The organism is Acidaminococcales bacterium (assembly GCA_031290885.1).
In the GTDB taxonomy this organism is placed as follows: domain Bacteria; phylum Bacillota; class Negativicutes; order Acidaminococcales; family JAISLQ01; genus JAISLQ01.
The window spans coordinates 1-3,249 of sequence record JAISLQ010000025.1 but is presented as its reverse complement, the minus strand read 5'-3'; the positions used below and the strand labels follow the sequence as shown (position 1 = coordinate 3,249).

The 3,249-nt window shown below is 50.0% G+C and carries 3 protein-coding genes; all 3 read right to left on the bottom strand.

The genetic code is table 11. The annotated features are described in order from the left end of the window. Positions 1-343: 343 nt before the first annotated feature. Positions 344-1,159 carry a 3-keto-5-aminohexanoate cleavage protein gene (locus LBO03_03080; protein ID MDR3348578.1) on the bottom strand — a complete coding sequence of 272 codons (816 nt, stop codon included), beginning with the start codon at positions 1,157-1,159 and terminating at the stop codon, positions 344-346. Positions 1,160-1,283: 124 nt separating this feature from the next. Next, on the bottom strand, positions 1,284-2,696 hold the full coding sequence (locus LBO03_03075) for an anion permease (protein ID MDR3348577.1): 1,413 nt from the start codon (positions 2,694-2,696) through the stop codon (positions 1,284-1,286). A 93-nt stretch (positions 2,697-2,789) separates the two neighbouring features. After that, a complete protein-coding gene (locus tag LBO03_03070; GenBank protein MDR3348576.1) occupies positions 2,790-3,200 on the bottom strand; it encodes a VOC family protein in 411 nt (136 codons plus the stop codon). Positions 3,201-3,249 lie beyond the last annotated feature (49 nt).

Sequence of the window (3,249 nt, the reverse complement as noted above, 5' to 3'; positions counted from 1 at the left end):
GATTTTCCTTCTACTAAAGTATACCACCTAACCACCATTAATACAAGAAAAAAAAAAATTCGCCGTCAAATTTGTCCGCCGCATATGATAATGTCTTAATGCGCCGCAAATAGTTTTGTCACAAACCCTCTGGCAGCAGCGGCGCATTGCTATAAAATATGCCCCGTATCCACTTTGGCAAGAAAGAAATGAGGCGATGGCAAGCAAAGGCGGCGCCAGAATGAACGGACAAAAGAAATACGAGGCGATCCGCTTTCCGGCGCCGCAATCCAACGCGGCGGACGGACAAATGACATTCCATAAATTTATGGAAAAAGCATGTGTCCATACAATTTTGCTTAAATCAACCTACGCCCAACATCTTACGGGTTTCGGCGCCGCTGGCGATTTCGCGGCCGATTTCCTTGGCTATGCGGACAACCCTTTCCACGAATTGGGGATTGCTTCCCGGAACGCCTTTGTACAGGTACTGATTGTCTTCCAGCCCCACGCGCACATGGCCCCCCGCGCCCAGGGCCCACAGAATCGTGCTTGCCTGATGGCTGCCTATGCCCGCTAAGTTCCATTCGGATCCTTTCGGAATTATGCCCAGCAAATAGCCTAGTTGCGGCAAACTGGCCGGTTGGGCGCGCTGGACGCCCATTACAAAATCAAAATACAAAGGTTCCTTCAGGAGACCTTCTTTGCAAAAATCAATGGCGTTTTGCGCCATGTGGGTGTCAAAACACTCTATTTCGGGTTTTATATTGTGTTCCAGCATATACTTGGCCTGCTCGGTATAAAATTCGGTTGTGTTGACATAAGCGCCGGTCGGGAAACCCACGGAACCGGGGCACCAACTTGCCATTTCCGGGTGGCAGCGCAGGCCGCTGTTGCGGGTATGGGCATCTACTTCGTAACGCCCGCCGGTAGATAATTGCACGATCAGATCAGGGCAGCGCAGAGTTAAAATTTCTTTGACGGCGCGGAATTGATCTTCGTCATGGCAATTTTTGCCGGTAACTTTGTCTCGGACATGGATATGGACCACGGCCGCCCCTGCGTCATGGCATTTGATGGCATCTTCCACGATTTCATCGACAGTAATGGGCAAATTGGGAAACCTTTCTTTACTTGGCACAGAACCGGTAAGGGCTGCGGTAATTATAACTTTTTTCATTTTTTGTCCTCCCTTAAAAAATATTGCTTTGCTGAACGCCAAACGCGAAAATATGGACTTTGCTTTTATTGGCGGATAAATACATGCGGACCGGAAACCCTTATTGAGCGGTTTGCCGCATCCATTACCATAGGCCTATCACTTTCCACCAGGCAAACCCAATGCCCAGCCAGACGGCCATGTACACAAGGGACATAACGAAGCCAATCTTCCACCATTTTCCTTGGCTCATATACCCGGCGCCAAAATATATAGGGCCAACGCCATTGCCGTAATGTGTCAAGCAAGCGCAAAAATTATTGAAAAAACCCATGCTTAACGCAATCAGCATCGGAGAGCCGCCGGCGCTGCCGGCCACCGCTATCAGCACTGGATAAAGAGCCGTAGTGTGCGCCGTAAGGGAAGCGAAAAAATAGTGGCTGTAAAAGTGGAAAACAATTACCGCAATCAACGCAAGCATCCAGGGAACCCCCACGATAGAGGCGGCAATTATTTTGCTGACCCAGGCAATCAACCCAAATTTAGACAAAAGGCCGGCCAAGGTTACAAGGCCGCCGATCCAAACCATGGTATCCCAAGCGCCCTTCTCCTCCAATACATCCTGCCAGGCAATGGCGGAAGTTGTCAGAAGCGCCGCGGCGCCGCCTAACGCGACAAGGGTGGCGTTTATATTTGTATATTGGGAAGTTGCCCAGAGCAAAATGCTGAGCACAAAAATGGTAGCCATGATTTTCTCTTTTTTTGTCATAGGGCCCATTTTCTCAAGTTCAGCTTGCGCCAACTCCTTGGCTTCCGGTGTCCGTTTTATTTCCGGCGGATTTATGTAATACATGACCAGCGGGATGGCAAACATGGCCAATGTGCCGGGCACAAGCGCCGCAGTGGCCCAGGCGGCCCAAGTTATGGTTATGCCAAAAGCTTGCTGGGCAAAAGTGGCGCAAAGAGGGTTGCCGACCATGGCGGTCAAGAATAAGGCACCGCTCATGCAATTAGACTGAAAGCCAACTTGCATCAAATAGGAACCTATGCGTTGGGCGCTTTCGCCCGGCTCGGACTTAAAGGCGCTGGACAGGCTGCGGACGACGGGATAAAGAATGGCGCCTCCCCTGGCGGCGCTGGAAGGGGTAGCCGGGCAAAAGATGAATTCGCTGGCGGCAATGGCGTAACCCAGGTTAAGGGTGTTTTTGCCAAATTTCCTGATAAGCACATAAGCAACCCTTCTGCCCAGGCCTGTCTTGCTAAACCCGCACGAAAGCATAAACGCCGACACTACGAGCCAGACAGTGGAATTGGCGAAACCCGCCAACAACTCCCCCAGTTTAGCCAGCCCCAAAAAACCTGTAACCGCAAGGCTGAGTATTGCCATTGCGCCCATAGGCATAGGCTGCAGGATAAATCCAATGATCGTCGCGGCGAAAACCGCGAACATTTTTCCGGCTTCCGGCTTAAGCCCCGCCGGTACCGGCATAAACCAAAGTATAATTCCCACGGCGATAGTTATGCCCCAATCCCGATACTTTTTTTCCAAAATTATCACATCCTTTCAGTTTTAGCAAATATGACAATTTACCCTTGCCTGGCCGAAAATCATAGACGCCCCTTCCTCTTTAAAAGATTCCTAAGGCATTGCTCAATTCTTGCCGGCCAATTCCACCAGTTCGGTAATGACGCCGCAAGCGCCTTCGGCTTCGAGATAGCCGACGCGGGTATTTCTGGAGCCGGGCTTTGGCGCGGGGCTGCGCAAAGGAATGTTTTCCTTTGCGAAATAATCAAGCGCCGCCTGAATGGAATCAACCTCATAGGCGATGTGGTACAGCCCTTCGCCAACCGTTTCCAGATGTTTTTTCACAAAAGCGCGCTCCCCTATAGGAGAAACCAGTTCCACTTCTACTTCGCCGCAAGAGAAAAACGCTACCGCGCAGCCAATTTCCGGCAATTCTTCATACCCGTGGAAATCAAGTTTGAGAATATCCCGATGAAACGCAATTGCCTTGTCAATGTCCCAGACCGCTATGGCAATATGGTTGATTTTTTTAATCACAATACTTTCGCCCCTTTCTCAATTTTTATCTAAATTTTCTTTCTTTTTT